Genomic DNA, 24,244 nt, shown 5'->3' with positions numbered 1-24,244 from the left:
TAAAGTTAATATTTAGTAAAGTGCTTTTAAATTATACTTAAACAAGTCAAGAATTTTTAAATGCTTACTAATTGATAATTTTTTAAGCTATAAGCACTATTTCACAATTTTGCTTATAGCTTATTTAATATAAAGATGCCAGGTAGTCACTGGGCAAATGCTGTTAAATATCCCTTGCCACACAGAAATATAAAATTTTATGAATGAAGATTTTAATTACCTTTTTCAATATTTGGAAAAAGAAAATATAGTTATTGATAAATCTGAATTTGATTTTCAGATACAGTCACATCCGGATTACCCAACTTTATTATCTGTGGTTGATACTTTAAGTTTTTTTAATATTAAAAATGGTGTTCTTCAGGTTGATTATGCAGAAATTGATGCTTTACCGGATCATTTCGTCGCACTCTTAAATCTGGACGGCCAGCAGCTTTGTTTTATAGAAAAAAAAGACGAAAACTATATTTATAAAAAAGTAAGTAATACAACTGATGAGTATACACTTTCACCCGAAGTATGGAGCGGATTTATTTTGTTATTGGAAAAACCAGAAAATGAAGTATTGCCAACAGTTTCTAAAAAAAGTTTTAGCTGGGTTTTACCAGTTTTATGTTTTGTTTTGTTTTCTTCTTATTTGTTTTATACGCCAAGTAATCTGATAACTAAATTGTTTTTTGTTTTTCCTGCTATTGGAATTTTGTTTTCTATTGCGGCGCTTAAGGATTTATTTGGAACAAAAATAAAACTGTTGAATAGTTTTTGCAATATGGCTTCGTCAACAAGCTGTTCGACGGTTGTAAATTCTGATAAATGGAAAATTTTTGAAATCATAAATTTTAGTGATTTAAGTGTAGTTTTCTTTGTTTCTCAATTAACAGGCTTTTTTTCTTTACTGCTTCTGGGTGACACAGCAGCCTATTTTTCAATACAAAAAGTCCTGCTTTTAGGAGCACTGCCTATTTTATTGTTGTCTTTGTACTTTCAAAAAATGGTAGAAAAAAAATGGTGTCCAATTTGTCTCACTATAATGAGTGTTGTACTGCTGGAGTTAACTTATTTGTTTGTATTTGAGAATACTGTTTTTGCTTTTTCTCCTGTTTCCATAATTGTTTTTTCATTGGTTGTTCTGACTGTTGTAACCATTTGGATTTCGCTTAAAGAAATACTTATCAAACAAAAAGAATTAAAAGAATATCAGCTGAAAGCCATTCGATTTGAAAAAAATTATGATGTTTTTAGAAATTCTCTGCTCGCAAAAGAAAAAACAGAGATGCTGCAAAGTCCGCTGCTATTTGGCAACAGAGAAAGTTCAACAAAAATCGTTCTTATCTCAAATCCTTTCTGTGGTTATTGCAAAGATGCACACACTGTAATAGAAACTATTCTGGAAAAATATTCAGATGATGTACAAATAGAACTTGTTTTAAAAGCAGATCTGGAACGCGAAAACGAGCATTCTGTAAAATTGTTTAGAAGTCTGATCAATATTTATATGAATGAAGGCGAAAAAAGCTTTTTAACAGCACTGCAGGCATGGTTTGAAAATACGAACCTGACAGCATGGCTTGAAAGATTTCCTAGAAATATAACATCAGAATTTGATTCAATATTTGATTTTCAATACAAATGGTGTGAAGAAAACGATTTTAATTTCACGCCGGCTATTCTTATAAACGGATATGAATATCCAAAAATGTATGATAGAAAGACTTTGCCATTTTTTATAAAGGATTTCATCGAAGACGAATTTTAAATATTGACAAAATGAAATCAATAGCTGTACTAACATGCTGGTATGGAAAATATCCGTGGTATTTTCCCTATTTTATACACTCCTGTACATTTAATCCAACTGTGGATTTTTATATTATAACAGACAATACTGACTTTATACCCGGTAAACCGGATAATGTTATCATTATATATAAAACAAAAGCCGAAATAATTGCCAATGCTTCTGCAAAATTGGGATTTACTGTAAATATTGACGATCCTTACAAGCTTTGTGATTTTAAACCTGCGTATGGTTTCTTTTTTCCGGAAATTATTAAAGGTTATGATTTTTGGGGTCAGAGCGATTTGGATATTATTTATGGAAATGTCAGGGATTTTATAACAGACGAAATGCTCGATAAGTTTGATTTTATCAGCGTGAGACATGATTATACAACGGGATGTTTTGCTTTATACAGAAATAATGAAGTAATGAATACTTTTTTTATGAGAAGTAAAGATTACAAGAAGGTATTTTCTGAATCAAAACATTTTTGTTTTGACGAATGCAGTTTTGCCTGGGATGCGCTGACAGCCGGAATGTCAATATTTGATTTACAAACAGAGGTTGAAAGTTTTACGCATCTTATTAAAAAAGCCGAACAGGAAAAAGAGATTGAAGCTCATTTCGATTTTATTCTTCTGGAAGGATTAACCGGCAGAATAACTTTTGATAATGGACGGATTTACTATAAAAATCAATTTGAAGGAATAATGTATCATTTGTTTTGGTTTAAAAAGGAATATATACCTGAGAAAACACAGAGAAAAATTCCAAACAAATATTATTTAAGTAAAACCAAAATTTATCATTCAAGATAAGTGTAGAATAAATGAAAAAATTTAAAAAGTTTCCGAATTTTAAACAGGAAGAGTCTAAAGACTGCGGGCCAACCTGCATTAAAATGATTGCAAAATATTATGGAAAAACTGTTAATATTCAGGAACTTCGTGATTACAGTGAGACAAATCGAGGCGGGAGTAATTTATTATCATTAAGTGATGCTGTCGAAAAAATAGGGTTTAGGTCTATAGGTATTAAGTTAAATTTAAAAAGACTTGATGAAATGCCTCTGCCTTGTATCTTGTTTTGGGATAACTGCCACTATGTTGTATTGTATAATATTAAAAATAATTTTTACTACATTTCTGATCCGGCGATGGGTTTGGTGAAATATTCTAAAGAAGATTTTGTAAAAAATTGGCTTGGAAAAAATGCTAATGAAAACACAGCAGAAGGAATTGCTTTGTTTTTAGAACCTACTCCAAAATTTTATCAAAGTGAATTTGATATGGAAGAAAAAAATAGAGTGGGGTTTTCTTTATTAGCCAAATACATACTGCCTTATAAGTCTTTTGTTGTACAGCTGGTTATTGGCTTAATAGCAGGAAGTTTTTTACAGCTTATTTTTCCTTTTCTTACGCAGAGTATTATAGATATTGGTGTACAAAACAGAAGTATTCATTTTATTTATTTAATTCTTTTTGCGCAGTTATTTCTGTTTTTTGGAAAATCAGCTTTAGATCTTATCCGCAGCTGGATACTGCTGCATCTTTCTACCCGAATAAACATCTCGCTTATTTCAGATTTCTTTATTAAATTAATGAATCTTCCCATTTCATTTTTTGATGTAAGAATGACTGGAGATATTCTGCAGCGCATCAATGATCATCACAGAATAGAGCGTATATTAACCACTTCGTCACTTAATGTTTTGTTTTCTACAATTAATATGGTAATTATGGGATGCGTTTTGGCGTATTATAATATCCAGATTTTTGTAGTGTTTTTTCTTGGAAGTTTCTTTTATTTTCTTTGGATGGCGCTTTTTCTTAAAAAAAGAGAAGTTCTCGATTATAAACGTTTTGCTGAAATAAGTAACGAACAAAGTAAAGTTATTGAGCTTGTAAACGGTATGCAGGAAATAAAGCTTCATAATGCCGAAAAGCAAAAACGATGGGGCTGGGAATATATACAGGCAAGACTTTTTAGAGTTTCTATGAAAGCATTAATATTAGAACAGACACAAACTGTAGGTTCAAACTTTATTAATGAATTAAAAAACATAATTATAATTTTCTTCTCGGCAAAACTTGTTATTGATGGTTCCATTACATTAGGTATGATGCTGGCAATTAGTTCAATTGTGGGAAGTTTAAACGGCCCGATAACGCAGCTGGTTGATTTTGTGAGAGAATTTCAGGATGCTAAAATATCGATGGGACGTTTATCTGAAATACACCAAAGAGAAGACGAGGTTGAGCAGGAACAGCATCAGACTCATGATGTTCCAAAAGATTTTGATATGATTATTAATAATTTGTCTTTTCGTTATACAGGATCAGATACTCCTGTTCTTAAAGATTTAAATCTTACCATACCTGCCAATAAAATTACGGCTATAGTAGGAACAAGCGGCAGCGGCAAAACAACTTTAATGAAACTGCTGCTTAAGTTTTACGAGCCGGATAAAGGAGATATAATTCTTGCAGCTCAAAGTGAAAATGCCTTTTCTTCAACATCTCTTTCAATGATAGCGCAAAAAGCGTGGCGAGGCAGTATTGGCGCTGTTATGCAGGAAGGGTTTATTTTTAATGATACAATTGCAAACAATATTGCAATTGGTGAAGACAGAATTGATAAAAAAAGACTGCTGTATGCGGCAGATGTGGCTAATATAATGAGTTACATTAATGAACAGCCTTTGGGATTTAATACTATGATTGGTTCTGAAGGAATAGGAATGAGTACAGGACAAAAACAAAGACTTCTTATTGCAAGAGCCGTTTACAAAAATCCCGAAATGTTGTTTTTTGATGAGGCTACTTCGGCACTTGATGCGAATAATGAGAAAGAAATTATGCAGAAACTGAATCTTTTTTTTAAAGATAAAACCGTTGTGGTTATTGCACACCGATTAAGCACGGTAATGAATGCCGATCAGATTGTAGTTTTAGACAAAGGAAAAATCATCGAAATAGGAAATCATACTACTCTTGTAGAGCAGAGAGGAAATTATTTTGAGTTGGTTAAAAATCAATTACAGCTTGGAAATTAAATTATGGAGCAGGATATTACACTAGAATTAAGAAGTGAAGAAATTCAGGATGTGCTTTCAAAAACACCCATTTGGATGATTCGATGGGGGACGATTGTAATATTTTCAATAATCGTTATACTGTTTTATGTGTCATACATTATAAGATATCCGGATGTTGTAAGTACAGAAATTGTCATTACAACTAATATTCCGCCGGAGAAATTAGTCTCTAAATCATCCGGTCGAATAGAAGCTATACTAATAAGCGATAAAGCAACAGTTAAAAAAAATACGATGCTGGCTGTTATTGAAAATTCGGCAAATTATAAAGATGTCTTTTTACTCAAAAAGATTATTGCTGATTTTGATATTAATGATACAAAAAAAGAATTTCCTTTTGCCGTAATGAAAAACAAACAACTGGGTGAAATTGAAAGTGCTTTTGCTATTTTTCAAAAAGACTATGAAGTTGAAAAACTAAATGAAAATTTACATCCTTTTGATGTTGAAAATAAAGCACAGGTTTCTGAAAAAACTCAAATTAAAGAAAGGTTAGAAATTTTACAGCAGCAAAAAGAAATTAATGAAAGCGAGTTACAGCTTCAAAAAAACGAAATAGGCCGATTTGGAATTCTTTTTAATAAAGGCATTATATCGGCTCAGGAAATGGAAACTAAAAAGCTCAGCTATCTGCAGGCTCAGAAAAATTACAAAACCTTATTGTCATCGATTTCTCAGTTAAAATCTTCTTTGATCGATAATACAAAAATGGGGCATAATTTGCAGATAAGCAGCACTAAAGAAGAAGTGAATCTAAACAGGAACATGGCACAGTCTTTTTATCAGCTGAAAAAAGTGATAAAGGAATGGGAGCTTACGAATACCTTAAGATCTTCGGTTAGCGGCGTAGTTACTTTTTTGCAGGTTTGGACAGAAAACCAAACGATTAATGAAGGAGATAATGTTTTTTCGATTATTCCGGATAAAGAAAATGGTTTTGTTGGAAAAGTAAAAGCAACACCTTTAAATTCAGGAAAAATAAAAGTTGGTCAAAACGTAAACATAAGACTGGCTAATTTTCCTGATAGAGAATTTGGAGTATTAAGAGGTAAAATTCATAATATTTCGCTGGTTCCGGACAAAGATGGAAACTTATTATTAGACGTTTCTCTTCCAGATGGTTTACAGACATCTTACAGGAAAAGAATCCCATTTCAGCAGGAAATGAAAGGAAAAGCAGAAATCCTGACAGAAGACTTAAGATTAATTGAAAGGATTTTATATCAGTTCAAAAGTATTTTTGAGCAGGTTTAGTCTTCTGCTTATTTTATATAAAGAGCCTGTAAGCTTAATGTTTACAGGCTTTTTTATGCATTAATGAGATTGTAATTGAGTTTCTAATTCTAGTCATTTTATAAAAACTTGAAAAAAACAAAAAAATAGAATAGGGGTAAAATAAGATTCGGTTGTATTACTTCTGTAACAAAAGCAGAATTAATTAAAACCTATTCTCGATCATGGTTAAAATCATTAATTATCTATTTTTTAAGTTGACATTTTTTGGCTCACAGCCTTATGCAATAGAAAAAATCTATGAAGTCGAAAAAAGCAATCCAAACGTAATTGTTTATGCACTGCCGGTTATTTTGCTTTTTGCTGCTCTTGATTTTATTGTCTTTTATTTTCTGGAAAAGAAAGACCACGATAAAAACAAAACTGATCAACCCATAAATGTAATTATACCATGCAGACAAGTCAAAAACAAAAGCAGCAATTTCAGCAGCAGTTATTCGAATACTTTAGCCAAAAAGATAATAGTGTAACCATTCTGGAGAATGAAATGGTAATTACAAAAGGAACGGATAAAGGATTAACGTTTACGTATCTTTCTGATCACAGCTGTATTATACATTGTTACGAATTTAGTTTGAATACTGATCTTGATATCGATACAACGATTGATACTTTTATTAAACTTCTGGTTAATCACAATTTAATTCATCAACAGTCTGATTCAATTTTCAATTAATCAAAATATATTAAATATAAAAAGTATCTATCTTTGATTGAATGTCAAACTGTTTTTGTGAAGTATAGTAATACAGATCATATTAATTTTATGAATAACAAAAATGAAGCTGCTTTTGAAAAGGTTTTTAAAACCTACTTCAAAAGCCTTCATGCATTTGCCTATACTTTTATGAAAGATGAAATTATTGCAGAAGAAATCGTGCAGAATGTATTCTTTCGAATTTGGGAAAAAAAGGAACAATTGCAGATTGATGATTCATTAAAGTCTTATTTGTATCGATCTGTTCATAACGAAAGTTTAAATCATATTAAACATTTAAAAGTAAAAACTTCTTTTCAATTAGAGTATTCAGGTAATATGGAACCTTCAAATCAAGATGCATCAAATCAAATGATTGCCGCCGAACTTGAAACCGAAATTCAAAAAGCAATTAATGAATTACCACAGCAGTGCCGTATCATTTTTCAAATGAGCCGTTTTGAGCAGCTTAAATACCAGCAAATTGCAGATCAATTGAATATTTCCATCAAAACAGTTGAAAATCAGATGGGCAAAGCTCTTAAAGTAATGCGTTTAAAACTAATAGAATATCTTCCTTTTTTATTGTTTTTAATCAATTTAATTCGAAGATCATGAGCCAAAATAATAGGAATATGAATGATGATATACTAGTGAAATATATAGTTGGCGAAACTGATGCAGACGAAAATGCAATGGTAAAAAAATGGCTGGATGCCAGTGATGACAATTTAAAATACTACAACGATTTTAAGAAAATCTGGGAAGATAGTCTTTTAATTGCAACAAAAAATACAACTGTAAATGAAAATGAAGCATGGGAGCGATTTCAAAATCGTATCCATAAAAACGACACATCGGTTATTCTAAACAAGTCATACCCTTATTGGCAGATAGCTGCTTCGATTATCTTAATTATTGGCTTAGGATGGTTTGGTTATTCTTATTTTGAAAATAAATCAGATGATACAATAATTCAGATATATGCATCAAACAGGGCTAAAAATGATACTTTACCAGATGGTACAATTGTCACACTGAACAAAAACTCGTTATTGTCTTATAAAAAATTTACAGGCAATACCAGACCTGTTACTCTAAAAGGTGAAGCTTTTTTTAAGGTTTCTCCCAATAAAACAAAACCTTTTATTATTCATATTAATGATGTCACAGTAAAAGTAATAGGAACATCTTTTAATGTGAAAAGCAAAAACGGAAAAACCACCGTAAATGTTGAAACTGGAATTGTAAAAGTGAGCAGAAATAAAGATGAGGTAGAATTAATGCATGGAGAAAAAGTAGTCATTGCCAATCAGCAGGCAGGATTATTTAAAAGTGTCAGCAAAGGGCGTTTATACAATTTTTACCGCAATAGAGAATTAGTCTGCGATGAAACACCGCTGCAGGAATTAGCAGATGCTCTTAACGAAATATACAATGTTAACATTGTTATTAAATCAACGTCTTTGCAGGAAAAAACATTAACGACAACATTTAAAGATCAATCATTAGATCAGATTTTAGAAGTAATTCAGGAAACATTTACCATTAAAATCGAACGTACAAATAATCAAATACTATTAGAGTAATTCTTTTTTATATGCTCAGCAACACAAAGTTTATTTTTGCACCCATTTTGTTTCTACTTATTTCGGGTGTTTTTTTTAAAGTAAATGCTCAATCTATATTAGATAACGAAATATCTGTTCATGCAGATAAGAAACCATTAGGCAGTATTTTGGACTTAATGGAAGAAAAAGGAAATTTTAGATTTGCTTATTACAGCAAATTAGTTGTAAAGGATAGTGTTGTCAGTATTCATGCCGATAAATATACCATAAAAGGAGTTTTAGACCAGCTGTTAAGCAATAAATACGAGTACAAAGAATCGCCGGGGTTTATTATTGTACGTTATGCTCCATTAGAGCTGGCTCTTGAGCTAGAAAAGAACAATAGTACCAGCGACGGACAGCAGATCGTCAGTGGCTATATTATAGATACACAGACTAACAATCGTATCGAAAATGTGAGTGTACTGGAGAAGAATGTGCTGCAGTCTACATTAACCAATAAAGATGGAGCTTTTGAACTCCGATTAAAAAATGCTCCCCAGACTATCGAGCTTACGGCTGTCAAAGAAAATTATAAAACCGTAACGATGCTGTTTCTTTCTGAAATTAAGATTCAGATGGGAAATAGAAAATCAACATCAGATTATATCGATGGGGATTTTTCGGCAATAGAAAGATCAGGAATTGGCCGTTTTTTTATTTCTTCTAAACAAAAAATACAATCGCTTAATTTGGGAGGATTTATTTCTAAAGTTCCTGTACAGGCTTCTCTAATTCCGAGTATCAGTACACGAGGTATGATGAATACGCAGATTGTCAACAATTTTTCTTTAAATGTGTTAGGCGGTTATAATGCCGGCGTGCGTGGATTAGAAATGGCAGGGCTTTACAATATTAACCGTATGAATGTCGAAGCACTTCAAATGGCAGGAATATTTAATACTGTTGGAGGATCTGTAAACGGACTTCAATTGGCCGGAATCTATAATAATGTTTTTGGCAATCTTAACGGTTTACAAATAAGCGGAATTCATAATAGTGTAAAAGGTTCACAAATTGGTCTGCAAATGAGTGGTATCTATAACAATGTTTATAAAGATTCAAAAGGACTTCAAATTGCAGGAATTCATAATACTGTAAATGGCTCTCAAAACGGATTGCAGTTATCCGGTATTTATAATATTGGAAAAGATACCGTACGTGGTGCTCAAATTACCGGACTTTTTAATTATGCCAAAGAATTACATGGAGTTCAGTTTGGATTGGTAAATATCACAGATTCAGAATCTGGATATAGTTTTGGTTTATTAAACTTTAAAAAAGGCGGTTATAAAAAAATTAGTATTACAAGTAATGAAATTTCAGATATAAATCTCTCTATAAAAACCGGAGATCATAAAATGTATACTATTTTGATGGCGGGAGCAAGCGAACAAAAAGAAGAAGAAAAAATGTTTTCTTTTGGAATTGGAGTAGGAAAAAGCATTCCGTTAGGGAAACGTTTTACTTATAATCCCGAATTTAGTTCACAATATCTTTATTTGGGAAATTGGGATCGATACAATTCCTTATCTAAATTTGATTCTGCTTTTTCTTTTCAATTATTCAAAGGTTTAGCTATATCTGCAGGACCTTCTTTTAATTTATACTGGTCTGAAAAGAAAGATAAAAATGGCAGTGTAAATACTTCTACATTTGTTCAGGATCGTACCAAGCGTTATAATATAATTAATAATAACAGCAAAGACATTATTGGATGGATAGGCTGGAGTTTTGGAATAACGTTGTTTTAATGATATAAAAAAAGCGGAAAAACATATTGTTTTTCCGCTTTTTTGTGGAGTCGCCGGGAATCGAACCCGGGTCCAAACAAGCAACTAAAGAGCTTTCTACACGCTTATTTCCTGATTAGATTTTCGATGTTAAGCTAGGCCAGAAACAGCCACCGAACACTTATCTTCTTAATTTTCGAAACCCACCCGAAGCTCATGGATATCTAGGTTTATTTTTACGGTTCCCCTGAACGGAACGCCACAAACCAAGGCTTTCCAGGAGAATCCAGCTTCTCTACCTTGTAGAGACGTGGCGCAATCTTACTATGATTCGGATTATGCAGCTAAAGCGTAATTATTTTCGCCGTGTAAAAGTTTGAGATCTTATATTTACGAGCAAGGTCTCAATGCTCGACGTGCTTACTGTTCAATTCGACTTGCTGTCAAAACCAGTCGACCCCAAAAAATAAGTCTGCAAATTTAGAGTATTTGAAATTACTTTCTGCTAAAATTTTTAAAAAAAAGTCATAAAGTCCAAACTCGAAAGTCCAAAGTCAGCATTGGCAATGTTTTTAAGACTTTACGACTTTTGACTTTCGTCTTTACGACTATAATTTTACTCTTCGTCTTTAAAATTAAAAGGATAATCGCCAAAAATAGGAGCCAGTTTACGTACTGCATAAGTGTTTCTTGTCATCTTATTAGACAATGCAATTATCGTAACATGTTCTTTCATCAAAGTAATATAAGATGAGGTATTTCCGTGCCACCAGCCATTATGGAAATAAAAATTCTGACCGGTTTCCCAATTAATCATTCTAATTCCTAAACCGTAATTTTTTGTTCCTTTGCGTTCGTTACTGTAGCCGGTATATACCTGTTTCAGTAATTCAGGTTTTAAAAAGTCAGGTGATTGTCTGGCGCGGTCAAATTTTAACAAATCTCGTGCAGTCGAGAAAATGTTTTTATCTCCGTAAACATTATCTAAATAATCAAAACCTATTTCTACACCATTTCCTTTGTAAGAAGGAACAATTTTTTTTCTGTCTTTATCATCATCAAAAACATAGGTATGAGTCATTCCTAAAGGTTTAAAAATCATTTCAGACATTGCTTCCTTATAACTTAAACCTGTAATTTTCTCAATAATAAGTGCCAGCATTGCATAATTAGTATTGCAATAGCTGAAACGTGTTCCTGTTTTAGATTCTAAACCAATATCTTTCGTGGCAAGAATATCTAAAATATCTTTGTTAGTAAGCTGGTTATGTCTGTCCCAAATAGATTTATCTCTATCTGTAAAATAAGCATAATTACGCATTCCGGTACGGTGATCTAAAAGCATTCTAATCGTGCAGTCTTCGTAAGGAAACGTTTTTAAAATCGTATTTACTTTTTGATCTAATTCTATTTTTCCGGCATTAACCAGTTTTAAAACTGCTGTAGCTGTTAGAACTTTACTAACAGAGGCAATTTGCACCGGGGTTTCGGGCGTTATTTTTGTCCCTTCGTTTTTATTAGCAAAACCATTATATCTTTCGAAGATAATCTGACCATTTCGGGCAACTAAAAAGCTTCCGTTCATGTTATTATTAGGCCAGTTTTTGTTGTAAAAGTGGTTTATTCTTCCAACAACGGAGTTTTTATAAGCTTGTGAAACTTTAGGTTCAGGACCTAACGGCTTCATTTTAGGTAAAGTATCTTCGACTGTTTGGGCAGCAGCTGTTTGTGTTTTTTTGTCATTACCACATGAACTTAAAACTAATACTGTAAAAAGTATTTGTGGTATCTTTGTTTTTTTAAGGAAAATCATTTGCATCGTTCTTTAAAAACAAATATATCGAATTCAATTTTGTTGTTTTCTCAATTTTGAGGCTTAAAAACGTATTTTTTAACATAGTTTTAACATGTTGTTTTTTTAGCGCTTTGTTTTTCAGCTACTAACGGTTTCGAAACATTCTAAATTACATTTTTGAAACAAAATTTTAACTATATTTGTTATATTTGAAACAAATAACCTTTAAAAAGTTATATTATTAAACTATCAAAAACCTATTTAAATGAAGTTTGGAATTATTAAAGAAAGAAAAAATCCGCCGGATAGAAGAGTTGTTTTTTCTCCTAATGAACTGACAAAATTAAAGCAGTCTTATCACGAAGCATCTGTTGAAGTAGAAAGCTCAGATATCAGGATATTCTCTGATGAAGCGTATAAAAATATGGGAATAACGGTTACTGATGACATTTCGAACTGTGACGTTTTATTTGGAGTAAAAGAAGTTCCTGTAGAAAATTTAATTCCAAATAAAGCCTATTTTTTCTTTTCGCATACGATTAAAAAACAGCCTCATAACAGAAAATTACTTCAGGCAGTTTTAGAGAAAAATATTGATTTATACGATCACGAAACCATAGTTGATGCACATGATCATCGTTTAATTGGTTTTGGGAAATATGCCGGAATGGTAGGGGTTTACAACGGAATCCGTGCTTTTGGAATTAAGTTTGAATTGTTTAAACTGCCAAAAGCTGAATCTCTTTCAGGAAAAGATGCATTAATTGAGCAGCTGAAACGTATTACAATGCCTGCTTTAAAATTTGTAGTTACCGGAACTGGAAAAGTTGGGAGCGGAGCAAAAGAAATTCTCGATGCTATTAAAGTAAAAGAAATTACAGTTGATAATTATCTGACGAAAAAATATACACAAGCTGTATATGTTCAGTTAGATGTTTTGGAATATAATAAACGTCTTGACGGACAGGTTTTAGATTTTAAAGATTTTGTCGAACATCCGCAAGAGTATACTTCAGATTTCGAGAAGTTTACAAAAGTGTCTGATATTTATTTTGCAGGGCATTTCCATGCAAATAACGCTCCAATGATTTTAACGAGAGAAATGCTGAACGCGAGCGATTGTAAATTAAAAGTTGTAGCCGATATTTCCTGCGATGTAAACGGACCTATTGCCTGTACAATTCGTTCTTCGACAATTGAAGAACCTTTATACGGTTATTTTCCTTTTGAAGATAAAGAAGTTGATTTTTTTCATCCTGCAGCTGTTGCTGTTATGGCGGTTGATAACCTGCCGTGTGAAATTCCAAAAGACGCCAGCGAAGGTTTTGGTGAACAATTTATGGAACATGTTATTCCTGCTTTTTTCAACGGAGATAAAGACGGAATTTTAAAACGTGCCAAAATCACTGAAAACGGGAAATTGACGGAGAGATTTAGCTATCTGCAAGACTATGTTAATAATGGTTAATTGTAAATTGTTAATTATAAATTGAAAACGAGCTTTCTAAATTTTAGAAAGCTCGTTTTTTTAATGATCATATAAGATAATTAACAATTCACCATTAACAATTCACAATTAAATTAAACCATATCTTCCGGTTTAACCCAGGCTTCAAAATCTTCTGGTGTTACATAGCCTAAACGAACCGCTTCTTCTTTAAGAGTTGTTCCGTTTTTGTGAGCGGTTTGAGCGATTTCGGCAGCTTTATAATAGCCAATTTTAGTATTCAAAGCCGTAACCAGCATTAGTGAATTGTCTACCAGTTCTTTGATTCGTTTGTGATTTGGTTCGATTCCCTGAGCGCAGTGTTCATCAAATGAAACGCAGGCATCCCCCAATAATCGTGCAGATTGTAAAAAGTTGGCTGCCATAACAGGTTTAAAAACATTTAGTTCATAATGTCCCTGCATACCACCAACTGCAATTGCCATATCGTTTCCAATAACCTGAGCACAAACCATTGTCAAAGCTTCACATTGCGTTGGATTTACTTTTCCAGGCATAATAGAAGATCCCGGTTCGTTTTCGGGAATGTGAATTTCGCCAATACCGGAACGCGGGCCAGATGCCAGCATTCTAACATCATTTGCAATTTTATTTAACGAAACTGCCAGTTGTTTTAAAGCGCCGTGTGTTTCTACAATTGCATCGTGTGCTGCAAGTGCTTCAAATTTATTCTCAGCTGTTACAAAAGGATGATTTGTAAACTTTGCAATATATTCGGCAACTTTTACATCGTAACCTTTTGGAGTATTTAGTCCGGTTCCTACAGCAGTTCCTCCAAGAGCGATTTCAGACAAATGTGCTAAAGTATTTTTTAAAGCTTTTAATCCAAATGCTAATTGAGCTGCATAACCTGAAATTTCCTGTCCTAAAGTTAAAGGCGTTGCGTCCATTAAGTGTGTACGACCAATTTTTACAACATCTTTAAATTCAGCTGCTTTTTTAACTAAAGTAGCGTGCAGTTTTTCAACTCCAGGAATTGTCGTTTCAACTACCATTTTGTAAGCAGCAATATGCATTCCGGTTGGGAAAGTGTCATTTGATGACTGTGATTTATTGACATCATCATTTGCTTTGATGAATTGCTCGCCTTCACCAATTTCAAAACCTTTAAGAACCTGAGCGCGGTTAGCAATTACTTCATTAACATTCATATTACTCTGCGTTCCTGAACCTGTCTGCCAGATTACAAGAGGGAATTGATCGTCCAGCTTTCCTTCCAGAATTTCGTCGCATACAGCAGCAATAGCATCTCTTTTTTCTATTGGCAGTACACCTAGATCATAATTGGCATAAGCTGCCGCTTTTTTTAGATATGCAAAACCTTCGATGATTTCCTGAGGCATCGATCCTGAATTTCCAATTTTAAAATTATTTCGAGAACGTTCTGTCTGCGCACCCCAATATTTATCGGCTGGGACCTGAACTTCGCCCATGGTGTCTTTTTCTATTCTGTATTTCATTTTGTTGTAAATATGTTGTTTGTAAAAATGTATTCAGTTAAATTTTTGATTTTCTGAGTTGAAAAAATGAAGTTCTTTTGAAAAAAGCAGGTCTAGCCCTGATGGAAGCGGCATCCTTTTGTGGCGGTGTTCGCCGCAAAAGATATAGCAGACAGCAGGTTTCAGCTCCTTAAAATACTCATGTTCTTCTAATTTAGATAGTTGAATAATATGCGGAAAAAATCCTTATTTAAAATGAGTATAAATATACGGATAAATGTTATTTCACGAAAATTGATTTAGATTTTATTGCTGAGGAAAAATATATACCCTACATTTGTGGTAACATTCAAAAATTCCGGAAAACATGTTTGAATTTTCACAGTACTTAGGCTTTTTACTTTTCTTAACCATACTAACTATAGGGTTTTGGTTAATGTTTTTCTTGGTTGGTTTCGTATCTTATTGGGTTACGGGAGCTAGCTGGGAAATGATCAAAGAAAAGAGAGCTAAAAAAAGACAAGAAGAACAATCAATTTAATTAAAATTGATTTCATTAAAAAAGAACCCATTTGGGTTCTTTTTTTTTGTGCAAAAAAAATCCAAATTCCAATGAGAGTTAATCAATTGGAATTTGGATTTTTATATTGGAATTTAGCAAATGTTATCCAGGGAAATCTCCGCTGCCTTCACCGCCGCCATCATTTTTAGGCTGTGCGTTTTTGTCTCTTTCGCTTTTCGGTTTGTTGAAACGATAGGTAAATGACAAGTTAAATTGACGTTTACGGAACTGCATTTCACTATACGATTTTTGACTTTCAAGAGTAGTATCATTTTGAAGATACGTATATGATCTCATAATTCTTGAATTAAAGATATCGCTGATGTTAAAAGCAATAGTAGCTTTGTCTTTTAAAATATCTTTGCTTAAAGCTGTATTCATTGAAAACTGATCAAGATTTTTTCCTTGTGCAGTTTTTTGTTCTCCATTGTAAGTTCCGTTTAACTGCCAGTCAATTTTGTATGGCAATGTAACTTTTGAATTGATTCTTGCAAACCAAGTGTTGGCTTGATTGTCAAGATTTTGTACAACTAAGTTATTCTGAGTATCTGTATAAGTGTTTTCTCCGGTTGTTTTTACATTGTAAAGATTGAAGTTACTGTTTAATCTCCACCATTTAAACGGAGTGTAATTAAACGTAAATTCGAAACCATATTTTTGCTCTCTTCCTAAGTTAATAGGACGGCTTAAAATAACTGGAATTCCGTCTACATTATCACCATTTGGCGTTCTGACAAAACTGAAAACATCTTTTGTATTTTCAAAATAAGCAGAAGTGCTGAAAGTTACTTTCTCCCATCTTTTAATATATCCTACATCATATTTGTCTGTTAATGATGGATCTAAGTCAGGATTTCCCTGAAAAATATTAATGTTACTTGAATAGTTAAGCGCCGGATTCATGAAACGTCCTCTTGGTCTGGTTAAACGTTTACTATAGCTCGCAGTCAAGTTACTTTGATCTGAAATTTCGTAGCTGATAAAAGCGCTTGGGAACAGATTGTTGTATTTTTTTGTATTGAATTGACTGTTATCTAATAAGTTTACCTGAATATTTGTGTCTTCCCAGCGTAAACCAAATAAATATGAGAATTTGTTCACTTTTAAACCATATTGTGCATAAAGTGCATTGATGTTCTCTTTGTATTCTAAAGTATTTGATTTGTTTGGATCTTTAACATAGTTTTCGTCTGTAACGTAATATTCGTTGTTTAAGTCTCCAAAACTTCCTTTATAACCTGCTTCAAACTGGCTTCCTTTTCCTAAAGGCAGTACATAATCAGCTTGTAGTAAAACTTGTTTTTGTACCTGATCGTTTAAAGTTGTATTAAAACTTGGCGAAGCTGTAATGATACCATCACTGTTGTCTGTGTTTCTGGAAACTGATAAATCAGCAGTAAGTTTATGTCCTTTATCGTTGAAGTTTTTGATTAAGTTCGACGTAAATTCTACGTTCTCGCTTCCAGTATCAGTATTGTTTAATCGATAAGTACTTCCTGTAAAAGCACGTGCAGCATCAAAATTATTATAATTGATCAGGTCTTTGTCTTCTCCTGTGTTTTTTTGATAATTAATAGCGTTTGTCCAGAATGTAGTAGGAGTAATTGTCCATTCAACACCGCCTCTGGCATTAAAACCGTTTCTAATTCTTTTAGTGTCGCGATCTTCATCTAAATATCCTTTAGGAGATCCGTCGGCATTATAATAAGATGTATTTGTTAAACCGCCGCCTTCGTTGGTTCTGTAGTTATAACCAGCAGTAGTAAAGTAGTTTAATTTTTCGGTTTTATAATTTACGTTTGCACTTAAACCATACGTTTCAGGAAGTCCTGTTGAAGCAATAAAAGTTCCGTTGAAACCTTGATTTTTACCCTTTTTTAGAATAATATTGATAATTCCTGATCCACCTTCGGCGTCATAACGCGCTGATGGATTGGTGATAACTTCTACTTTTTCGATTGCATCTGCAGGAAGCTGACGTAGTGCCTCAGCTACGTTTATGGCTTGTGAAGGTCTTCCGTCAATTAAAATACGAATATTGTCACTTCCTCTTAAACTTACATTTCCTTCAGAATCGACAGAAACAGAAGGTACGTTGTCTAAAACATCACTTACTGTTCCGCCTTTTACCATCATGTCCTGACCAACATTGTAAACTTTTTTATCAAGTTTTATTTCTACCGTCGATTTTTCGGCACGCACCACAACTTCATTTAGCTGTGCAGCATCTTCAGATAAGTTTACAACACCTAAATTAGTATCGTCCTGAATGCTTTTTTGTTTAATTTCAGTAGATTTAAACGAAATGAATTCTACTTTTATATCGTAAGTTCCCGGAGCAACGGCAACTTCAAATTCTCCTTTAGGGTTGGTTATACCGCCTGCAATAACTTTTGTATCATTTGGAGCCATGATCGAAATCGTAGCATATTCTAGAGGCTGTTTAGTTACTTTTTCAAAAACTTTTCCGGTAACCTTAACCTTGTTTTTTGCAGGAGGTCCTTGTTGTGCATAGTTGTAAAAGCCTGTTAAAAACAGCACAAGCATTACAGCAAAATTGATTTGTTTCATTTTTTTCTGGTTTCTTTTTCTTCTTAGACGGCAAATGTACCTTTTGGTTTAAAGAGAAAGATCACAAAAAAATGTTAACAGTGTATTTTAGAATCAATCTAAAAAAGAAGCAACTTTGTCTAAATCTCGTCCAATAATAGCTTTTCCGTCTTTTACAACAATAGGTCTTTCAATTAAAATTGGGTTATCGACCATAGCCTGAATCGTTTCATCTTCAGTTAAATTTTTCCCTTTGTAGTTTTCAATCCATATTTTTTCTTTTGTTCGAACTAATTCAGCTGGTTTTAAATTTAGTTTTTTAAGAAGTTCTTTCAGATCGTCAAAACTTGGGGTTTCTGTTAAATAAGGAATTATTTCATACTCTTGTTTTGTATCTTCAACAAAAGCCAGACAATTTCTTGATTTTCCACAGCGTGGGTTATGGTAAATTTGTATCATTTTCTTATATTTAAAGTCTACTAAATTGATTTATTAAAAATTACATTTTAGGAATAACAAAAATAGAACTTACTATTTAAATTAAAATCTCATTTTAAAACTTTTAATTATATGTTTTTAGAGCAAGGAATTAAACCAGAAAATAAATTTTGGAAATATCTTATAGGATCAGTTTTTATTATAACAGCCTCATTTATTGGTCAGATTCCTTTTTCGGCAGCAGTTCTTCTTAAAAATTTTAAGGACAAAAAAGGTTTTCCAACAGATAATGATGCTGCATTAAAAATATTTGAACCTAATTTGACTTTGTTTTTAGTTATGATTTCGTTTCTTTTTGCATTTGCCGGAATTTATTTTGTGGTAAAATATCTGCACAATCAAACGCTGTTGTCAGTAACAACGTCAAGAGCAAAAGTAGATTGGGGCAGAATAGCTTTTTCTTTTTTGTTATGGGCATTTTTCTCGATTATAAGTTTTTCAGTTTTATATTTTCAATCTCCTGAAGAGTTTGTGTGGAATTTTAAACTGATTCCTTTTTTGATTTTAGTAGTGTTAGGTACAGTTTTAATTCCTATTCAAACCAGTACCGAAGAATATGTTTTTCGAGGATATTTAATGCAGGGATTTGCTAATCTGGCCCGTAATAAATGGTTTCCTTTAATAATGACTTCGGTTATATTTGGTTCAATGCACATTCTGAATCCTGAGGTTGAAAAAATGGGATATGTGGTTATGGTTTATTATATAGGAACCGGATTGTTTCTTGGAGTAATTACATTGATGGATGAAGGAATGGAACTTGCTTTGGGGTTTCATGCTGCTAATAATCTTGTTGGAGCCTTATTAGTAACCTCAGACTGGTCTGTTTTTCAAACGCATTCTATTTTTAAAGATATGTCGGAGCCTTCTGCTGGCGCCGATGTCATTTTACCGGTTGTTATAGTTTATCCTATTTTGCTTTTTATTTTCAGCAAAAAATACAAATGGACAAACTGGAAAGAAAAACTAACCGGAATAATTGACGAAAAAAATAATGAAACAGCAGAATTTTTAAACTTAAATTAAAATTTATTATGCTAAACTTAACTCATAAAAACGTACATAACTATTTTAAGCTCGACGGTTATCATTTAAATGCAGCTGATTTATGCCGAATTGGCTACAGTTTTATTAAAGAAGGCGATGCCTATGAGCGCGCAATTGGTGAATTTTTTCTGGATTGGTTCGATCATAAGGACTATATCGAAATGACAACATCAGGAACAACCGGACTTCCTAAATTAGTAAGATTAGAAAAACAAGCCATGATTCAGTCTGCATTGGCAACAGGAGATTTCTTCGGATTAGAGCCGGGAAATAAAGCATTATTGTGTCTGCCGACTCAGTTTATTGCAGGAAAAATGATGCTTGTGCGCAGTTTGATTTTAGGTCTGGAATTAGATGTTACACTACCAAGTACTGAGCCTTTGGCTTACAATAATAAGCAATATGATTTTGTAGCAATGGTTCCGTTACAAGTTCAAAATTCAATTGAAAAGCTGGGAAATATTAAAAAGCTGATTATTGGCGGTGCAAAAATGGATAGTGCTCTCGAAGAAAAGCTTTTGCCATTAAAGAAAACAGAAATTTACGAAACCTACGGAATGACAGAAACAATTACGCATATTGCGGCTAAAAAAGTAGGTGAAACTGCTTTTACGATTCTGCCAAATGTTAAAATTGAGAAAGATGACCGAGGCTGTTTAGTTATTTATGTTGCTTCGATTTCTGATGAACCAATTGTAACCAATGATTTAGTTGATTTAGTAAATGAAAATCAGTTTGTTTTTTTGGGAAGAATCGATAATGTCATTAACAGCGGGGGAGTAAAGCTGATTCCTGAACAGATTGAAGCTAAATTAACAGGCAGAATTACAAACCGATTTTTTGTAACTGGTGTTCCTGATACAGTTTTAGGAGAAAAATTGATTTTAGTAATTGAAGGGGAGAAGTATGATTTTTCGGCTGATTTTTTTGATGTTTTAGGAAAATTTGAAAAACCCAAAGAAATTGTTTTTGTTCCGAAATTTAAAGAAAATGAAAACGGAAAGTTATTACGCAAATCTAGTTTGAAAGTTTAAAACTTTAATTTGAGGAGTATTCTTTTTTATTAATATGTAATCTCTAAGAGATATTTGAGAACTCCTTTTGGAGTTGTAGATCTAGACAAGAACCACATAAAAAATAAATCCCAAATTTTAATTTTTACAATTGAAATTTGGGATTTGTTGTATTGGGATTTTCCAGTAAATTGGAATTTAATCTTATTTTTTTCTTTCCATAAGTGCCATATAAAATCCGTCAAAGCCAGATTCTGAAGCCAGTAATTTACGATCTTCAATAAAAGTAAACTGCTGTCCTATTTCTGTTTTTAAGAATTTTTCTACTTGTTCCTGATTTTCAGATGGTAAAACAGAGCAAGTTGCATAAACTAATTTTCCTCCTGGTTTTACAATTTTAGAATAGCTTTCTAAAACTTCACTTTGAACTTTGCGAATGTTATCGATAAATTCAGGCTGTAATTTCCATTTAGAATCAGGATTTCTTTTTAAAACACCTAATCCGCTGCAAGGCGCATCGATTAAAACACGATCAGCTTTTTCATGCAGCTTTTTGATCACTTTTGTAGTGTCAATAATACGGTATTCAATATTAAAAGCACCATTTCTTTTGGCTCTTAATTTTAACTGTTTTAGTTTGCTTTCGTACAAATCCATTGCAATCAACTGCCCTTTATTTTCCATTAAAGAAGCGATATGTAATGTTTTTCCTCCGGCTCCTGCACAAGTATCTACAACACGCATTCCAGGTTTTACATCAAGGAAACCGGCAACTAATTGTGAGTTAGCATCCTGAACCTCAAAAAGTCCTTGTTTAAAAGCGTCTGTTAAAAATACATTTGCTCTTTCTTTTAAAACTAAAGCTTCCGGCTGATCTTTTAAATATTCTGTTTCAATGTTTAAATCCATCAAAGTATTTCTAAGACTTTCTTTAGTTCCTTTAAGAGTATTTGTTCTTAAAATAACTTTAGCCGGCTGATTTTGAGCCGTAATTTCTTTTGACCAGATTTTTTCTCCAAGTTCCTTTACGCCCAATTCGTCCATCCAGTCCGGAATAGATTCCTTTAAAGCTCTAACTTTCGAAAGCTCGTCAAAACGTCCCTTGATTTTTCTTTCAGGAGTTCCTTCTAATTGTCTCCAATCAGGAATTGGATATCCTCTTAAAACTGCCCAAACCGCGAACATTCTCCATAAATTATCTCTGTCGTAAGGTTCTTTTACTTCGGCAATTTCTGCGTATAAACGTTTCCAGCGAACAATCTCATATATCGTTTCAGCAACAAACTTCCTGTCAGAACTTCCCCAACGTTTGTCTTTTTTTAATGCTCTGGCTACCACTTTATCTGCATATTCTCCTTCATTGAAAATAGCATTTAAAGAGTCGATGGTAGTATAAACTAAATTTCTGTGTAATCTCATTTCTAATATTTGAGCTGCAAAGGTACTATTAATTGGTTGAAAGTTAAATTTTTAATTGGGATTGTTGTTTAGCTTTCATTCTCAAAACAAAAAAACACTCTGATAAAGTTTTAAAAGAGTGTTTTGTAAATAGGTTTCTGCAGGCAGTTTTTATTTTGTTATTCTTGTCAGTCCAATGTTTTCCGGAGCATGAAGCACCATTGGGAATTTCTCTATTTTTACAGAGCTGCTGTCTAAGCCAAAAGCTCTTTCTTCAGATAAACTCAGTTTTTTAATGAAGAAATAAGAGTTCATAATAATATTTTCGTGCCATCTTAAATCATTGTCATTAGATAAGAATTTCTCAGACAATACAAATTTAAAGTCTCCAATAATATTGTTTTTATTTAATGACTCATAACGGCTGGTAATATCCACTTCGCCGCGTTTTACCATGTCACGAATTACTTCTCTAAACATTAAATTGATTTTAGTTGGTTCTCTAAAACCTAAGTTAAAATCGATTCTGTAAATATCGTCTTTAGCAATTTCGGTAACTTTATATTGTGTTTTATAAGGTTCCGTAAGGATGTTTACGTGTACAAACCAATAAATATCGGCTCTTTTTGGGCGTTTTTGTAAAATAGAATAAATTACTTTTTCCTCCAGCTCATCAACACTATTTGCATTTGTCATGTATACTAAATGCGTAGCATATTTAGGAATTGATAAGTCTTCACTTAATTCCATTAATACCTTTTTATAATCGTCAATTTTGATAACTTTTGTATAGTTTTTATTGATTTTCTTAGCTAAATACCAAATCGTCATGATTGAGATAAGCAAGATCGCAATGATTAAAGTTACGTAACCGCCTTCAGCAAATTTGGTGATGTTGGCAATAAGGAAACTAAATTCGATTAATAAATAAATCGTAATAAGCGGTACCATAAAGTACAGTTTTACACGCTTCATAATTAAATAATAATTCAGCAAAATGGTCGTCATGATCATACATAATATGATGGCAAGACCATAAGCATGTTCCATATTTCCTGATTTTTCGAAGTGTAATACAATTCCAACACAGCCAAAAAACAACAGCCAGTTGATTGACGGAATGTATAACTGTCCTTTAACTTCGGTAGGGTATTTAATTTTTACTTTAGGCCAGAAATTCAAACGCATTGCTTCGTTGATCAAAGTAAATGATCCGCTTATAAGAGCCTGAGATGCAATTACGGCTGCTAAAGTTGCTACAACAATTCCAAATGGTAAAAACCAATGCGGCATAATAAGGTAAAACGGATTTCCGTTTTCTCCACCTAATTGCTGTAATGTACTTCCTTCGTGATGAATTAAATAAGCAGCCTGACCAAAATAGTTTAATACTAAAGTTGTTTTTACAAAGATCCAGCTGATTCGGATATTTTTTCGTCCACAGTGTCCCATGTCTGAGTACAAAGCTTCAGCTCCGGTAGTACATAAAAATACAAAACCTAATACGAAGAATCCGTCAGGGTGAACCGAAAGAAGATGATAAGCATAATAAGGATTTATAGCTTTAATAACTTCCGGAAAATGCATAATTTGGATAAAACCTAAAGTCCCAAGCATGGCAAACCAAATCAGCATCATTGGAGCAAAGAACTTTCCAACAAGCTTTGTTCCAAATTGTTGTATGGTAAAAAGTATAAAAAGGATTGTAATTACAATGTAAACAATAGTTTGTGTCTGCATTGTTGGATAAAACGCCCTGATTCCTTCAACAGCAGATGAAATTGAAATTGGCGGCGTAATAATACCATCGGCAAGAAGTGCGCTTCCTCCAATTATGGCGGGTACAATGAGCCACTGAATTTTAGTTTTCTTGACTAAGGCATAAAGTGCAAAAATACCACCTTCGCCATGATTATCAGCACTTAAAGTAATAAGAACGTATTTTATTGTAGTTTGTAATGTTAAAGTCCAAAATACACATGAAATACCTCCTAAAACAATGTCGGCATTAATTGTATGATTGCCAAGAATGGCTTTCATTACATATAATGGAGAAGTACCAATGTCTCCATAAATTATCCCTAATGTTATCAATAAACCCCCTATAGACAACTTACTATGTAAGTTTTTATGCGATGCGCTCATGTATATTTTTAATAAAAGACGGTTGCAAATTTACTGTTTTAAAACAAATTAGCGACAATAATAATTAAAAAGATAAAAAA

General features: G+C 32.8%; 18 protein-coding genes and 1 other RNA gene. 12 read left to right on the top strand and 7 right to left on the bottom strand.

Features of this window, described 5'->3' with window-relative positions; all coding sequences use genetic code 11:
- The first annotated feature begins 199 nt into the window (after positions 1–199).
- The 8 genes from FJOH_RS24775 (at position 200) to FJOH_RS24735 (ending at position 10,231) form a co-directional block, all read left to right on the top strand.
- A complete protein-coding gene (locus tag FJOH_RS24775; protein WP_012026762.1) occupies positions 200–1,756 on the top strand; it encodes a vitamin K epoxide reductase family protein in 1,557 nt (518 codons plus the stop codon).
- Between the two features lie 11 nt (positions 1,757–1,767).
- Positions 1,768–2,598: a DUF6625 family protein gene (locus FJOH_RS24770; RefSeq protein ID WP_012026761.1), complete on the top strand. Its 831-nt coding sequence runs from the start codon at positions 1,768–1,770 to the stop codon at positions 2,596–2,598.
- 11 nt (positions 2,599–2,609) lie between these two features.
- A complete protein-coding gene (locus tag FJOH_RS24765) occupies positions 2,610–4,835 on the top strand; it encodes a peptidase domain-containing ABC transporter (protein WP_012026760.1) in 2,226 nt (741 codons plus the stop codon).
- A gap of 3 nt (positions 4,836–4,838) precedes the next feature.
- Positions 4,839–6,131 (top strand): HlyD family secretion protein, encoded by a 1,293-nt coding sequence (locus FJOH_RS24760; RefSeq protein ID WP_012026759.1) that lies wholly within the window; start codon positions 4,839–4,841, stop codon positions 6,129–6,131.
- 430 nt (positions 6,132–6,561) lie between these two features.
- A complete protein-coding gene (locus FJOH_RS24750) occupies positions 6,562–6,846 on the top strand; it encodes a hypothetical protein (protein ID WP_073408601.1) in 285 nt (94 codons plus the stop codon).
- 33 nt (positions 6,847–6,879) lie between these two features.
- The gene (locus FJOH_RS24745) at positions 6,880–7,485 is read left to right on the top strand and encodes an RNA polymerase sigma-70 factor (RefSeq protein ID WP_202944871.1); all 606 of its coding nucleotides are present in this window, start codon (positions 6,880–6,882) and stop codon (positions 7,483–7,485) included.
- Positions 7,486–7,502: 17 nt separating this feature from the next.
- Positions 7,503–8,456: a FecR family protein gene (locus FJOH_RS24740; protein WP_159436638.1), complete on the top strand. Its 954-nt coding sequence runs from the start codon at positions 7,503–7,505 to the stop codon at positions 8,454–8,456.
- Between the two features lie 11 nt (positions 8,457–8,467).
- On the top strand, positions 8,468–10,231 hold the full coding sequence (locus tag FJOH_RS24735) for a peptidase associated/transthyretin-like domain-containing protein (protein WP_012026754.1): 1,764 nt from the start codon (positions 8,468–8,470) through the stop codon (positions 10,229–10,231).
- 42 nt (positions 10,232–10,273) lie between these two features.
- Here the strand turns inward: FJOH_RS24735 and ssrA are convergent.
- Together ssrA and FJOH_RS24730 are read right to left on the bottom strand one after the other, a co-directional pair.
- Positions 10,274–10,671, bottom strand: a transfer-messenger RNA (tmRNA) gene (gene ssrA, locus FJOH_RS26690).
- 155 nt (positions 10,672–10,826) lie between these two features.
- On the bottom strand, positions 10,827–12,029 hold the full coding sequence (locus FJOH_RS24730) for a serine hydrolase domain-containing protein (protein WP_012026753.1): 1,203 nt from the start codon (positions 12,027–12,029) through the stop codon (positions 10,827–10,829).
- Between the two features lie 241 nt (positions 12,030–12,270).
- On the opposite strand from FJOH_RS24730, the gene FJOH_RS24725 reads away from it, so the two are divergent.
- Positions 12,271–13,473 carry an NAD(P)-dependent oxidoreductase gene (locus FJOH_RS24725; RefSeq protein WP_012026752.1) on the top strand — a complete coding sequence of 401 codons (1,203 nt, stop codon included), beginning with the start codon at positions 12,271–12,273 and terminating at the stop codon, positions 13,471–13,473.
- 113 nt (positions 13,474–13,586) lie between these two features.
- Here the strand turns inward: FJOH_RS24725 and fumC are convergent, their stop codons facing one another.
- Positions 13,587–14,972, bottom strand: a complete 1,386-nt coding sequence (gene fumC / locus FJOH_RS24720; RefSeq protein ID WP_012026751.1) for a class II fumarate hydratase — start codon at positions 14,970–14,972, stop codon at positions 13,587–13,589.
- A 346-nt stretch (positions 14,973–15,318) separates the two neighbouring features.
- On the opposite strand from fumC, the gene FJOH_RS26755 reads away from it, so the two are divergent.
- Positions 15,319–15,492 (top strand): hypothetical protein, encoded by a 174-nt coding sequence (locus FJOH_RS26755; protein WP_044048118.1) that lies wholly within the window; start codon positions 15,319–15,321, stop codon positions 15,490–15,492.
- A 123-nt stretch (positions 15,493–15,615) separates the two neighbouring features.
- Here the strand turns inward: FJOH_RS26755 and FJOH_RS24710 are convergent, their stop codons facing one another.
- Positions 15,616–18,084, bottom strand: a complete 2,469-nt coding sequence (locus FJOH_RS24710) for an outer membrane beta-barrel family protein (RefSeq protein ID WP_012026750.1) — start codon at positions 18,082–18,084, stop codon at positions 15,616–15,618.
- Between the two features lie 93 nt (positions 18,085–18,177).
- Positions 18,178–18,522, bottom strand: coding sequence for an arsenate reductase (glutaredoxin) (arsC, locus tag FJOH_RS24705; protein ID WP_012026749.1), 345 nt, complete (start codon positions 18,520–18,522; stop codon positions 18,178–18,180).
- Positions 18,523–18,633: 111 nt separating this feature from the next.
- Here arsC and FJOH_RS24700 point away from each other — a divergent pair, with 111 nt between their 5' ends.
- A complete protein-coding gene (locus FJOH_RS24700; protein ID WP_012026748.1) occupies positions 18,634–19,587 on the top strand; it encodes a CPBP family intramembrane glutamic endopeptidase in 954 nt (317 codons plus the stop codon).
- An 8-nt stretch (positions 19,588–19,595) separates the two neighbouring features.
- Positions 19,596–20,642: an AMP-binding protein gene (locus FJOH_RS24695; protein ID WP_012026747.1), complete on the top strand. Its 1,047-nt coding sequence runs from the start codon at positions 19,596–19,598 to the stop codon at positions 20,640–20,642.
- A 183-nt stretch (positions 20,643–20,825) separates the two neighbouring features.
- Here the strand turns inward: FJOH_RS24695 and FJOH_RS24690 are convergent, their stop codons facing one another.
- A complete protein-coding gene (locus FJOH_RS24690; protein ID WP_012026746.1) occupies positions 20,826–22,040 on the bottom strand; it encodes an RsmB/NOP family class I SAM-dependent RNA methyltransferase in 1,215 nt (404 codons plus the stop codon).
- A gap of 150 nt (positions 22,041–22,190) precedes the next feature.
- Positions 22,191–24,164 (bottom strand): KUP/HAK/KT family potassium transporter, encoded by a 1,974-nt coding sequence (locus tag FJOH_RS24685; protein WP_012026745.1) that lies wholly within the window; start codon positions 24,162–24,164, stop codon positions 22,191–22,193.
- Positions 24,165–24,244: the final 80 nt, after the last annotated feature.

Source organism: Flavobacterium johnsoniae UW101 (assembly GCF_000016645.1).
Taxonomy (GTDB): domain Bacteria; phylum Bacteroidota; class Bacteroidia; order Flavobacteriales; family Flavobacteriaceae; genus Flavobacterium; species Flavobacterium johnsoniae.
The sequence above is the reverse complement of the archived record's forward strand: the minus strand, read 5'-3'. Positions and strand labels throughout refer to the sequence as shown.

Coding starts and splice junctions, on each gene's coding strand:
- FJOH_RS24770 (WP_012026761.1), top strand. CDS start 1,768: ATGAAATCAATAGCTGTACTAACATGCTGGTATGGAAAATATCCGTGG.
- arsC (WP_012026749.1), bottom strand. CDS start 18,522: ATGATACAAATTTACCATAACCCACGCTGTGGAAAATCAAGAAATTGT.
- FJOH_RS24730 (WP_012026753.1), bottom strand. CDS start 12,029: ATGCAAATGATTTTCCTTAAAAAAACAAAGATACCACAAATACTTTTT.
- FJOH_RS24760 (WP_012026759.1), top strand. CDS start 4,839: ATGGAGCAGGATATTACACTAGAATTAAGAAGTGAAGAAATTCAGGAT.
- FJOH_RS24750 (WP_073408601.1), top strand. CDS start 6,562: ATGCAGACAAGTCAAAAACAAAAGCAGCAATTTCAGCAGCAGTTATTC.
- FJOH_RS24740 (WP_159436638.1), top strand. CDS start 7,503: ATGAATGATGATATACTAGTGAAATATATAGTTGGCGAAACTGATGCA.
- FJOH_RS24765 (WP_012026760.1), top strand. CDS start 2,610: ATGAAAAAATTTAAAAAGTTTCCGAATTTTAAACAGGAAGAGTCTAAA.
- FJOH_RS24725 (WP_012026752.1), top strand. CDS start 12,271: ATGAAGTTTGGAATTATTAAAGAAAGAAAAAATCCGCCGGATAGAAGA.
- FJOH_RS24700 (WP_012026748.1), top strand. CDS start 18,634: ATGTTTTTAGAGCAAGGAATTAAACCAGAAAATAAATTTTGGAAATAT.
- FJOH_RS24695 (WP_012026747.1), top strand. CDS start 19,596: ATGCTAAACTTAACTCATAAAAACGTACATAACTATTTTAAGCTCGAC.
- FJOH_RS24690 (WP_012026746.1), bottom strand. CDS start 22,040: ATGAGATTACACAGAAATTTAGTTTATACTACCATCGACTCTTTAAAT.
- FJOH_RS24775 (WP_012026762.1), top strand. CDS start 200: ATGAATGAAGATTTTAATTACCTTTTTCAATATTTGGAAAAAGAAAAT.
- FJOH_RS24710 (WP_012026750.1), bottom strand. CDS start 18,084: ATGAAACAAATCAATTTTGCTGTAATGCTTGTGCTGTTTTTAACAGGC.
- FJOH_RS24735 (WP_012026754.1), top strand. CDS start 8,468: ATGCTCAGCAACACAAAGTTTATTTTTGCACCCATTTTGTTTCTACTT.
- FJOH_RS24685 (WP_012026745.1), bottom strand. CDS start 24,164: ATGAGCGCATCGCATAAAAACTTACATAGTAAGTTGTCTATAGGGGGT.
- FJOH_RS26755 (WP_044048118.1), top strand. CDS start 15,319: ATGTTTGAATTTTCACAGTACTTAGGCTTTTTACTTTTCTTAACCATA.
- fumC (WP_012026751.1), bottom strand. CDS start 14,972: ATGAAATACAGAATAGAAAAAGACACCATGGGCGAAGTTCAGGTCCCA.